At 61.1% G+C, this 298-nt stretch carries 1 protein-coding gene; it reads left to right on the top strand.

What is annotated here, in order from left to right; translation table 11 throughout:
• A partial coding sequence (locus EN859_RS36990) for a MucR family transcriptional regulator (protein WP_189502574.1) occupies positions 1-298 on the top strand: 298 nt, incomplete at both ends.

Genomic DNA, 298 nt, shown 5'->3' with positions numbered 1-298 from the left:
TGATCGGCCAGGTGCACGCGGCACTCAAAGGCACGGCCGGCGCCAGTATTTCCGCAGAAGAACCGGAGGTTCTCAAGCCTGCCATATCGATCAGGAAGTCGGTGACGCCGGACCACATCATCTGCCTTGAGGACGGCAAGAAGTTCAAATCGCTCAAGCGCCATCTGTCGACCCATTATGGGCTGACGCCGGACGCATATCGCGCCAAATGGGGTCTGCCGGCTGATTATCCCATGGTCGCGCCGAATTACGCCGCCACGCGCTCGGCAGTGGCCAAGACCACGGGTCTCGGACGCAA

The organism is Mesorhizobium sp. M00.F.Ca.ET.216.01.1.1, from assembly GCF_004010325.2.
In the GTDB taxonomy this organism is placed as follows: domain Bacteria; phylum Pseudomonadota; class Alphaproteobacteria; order Rhizobiales; family Rhizobiaceae; genus Mesorhizobium.
The sequence above is the reverse complement of the archived record's forward strand: the minus strand, read 5'-3'. Positions and strand labels throughout refer to the sequence as shown.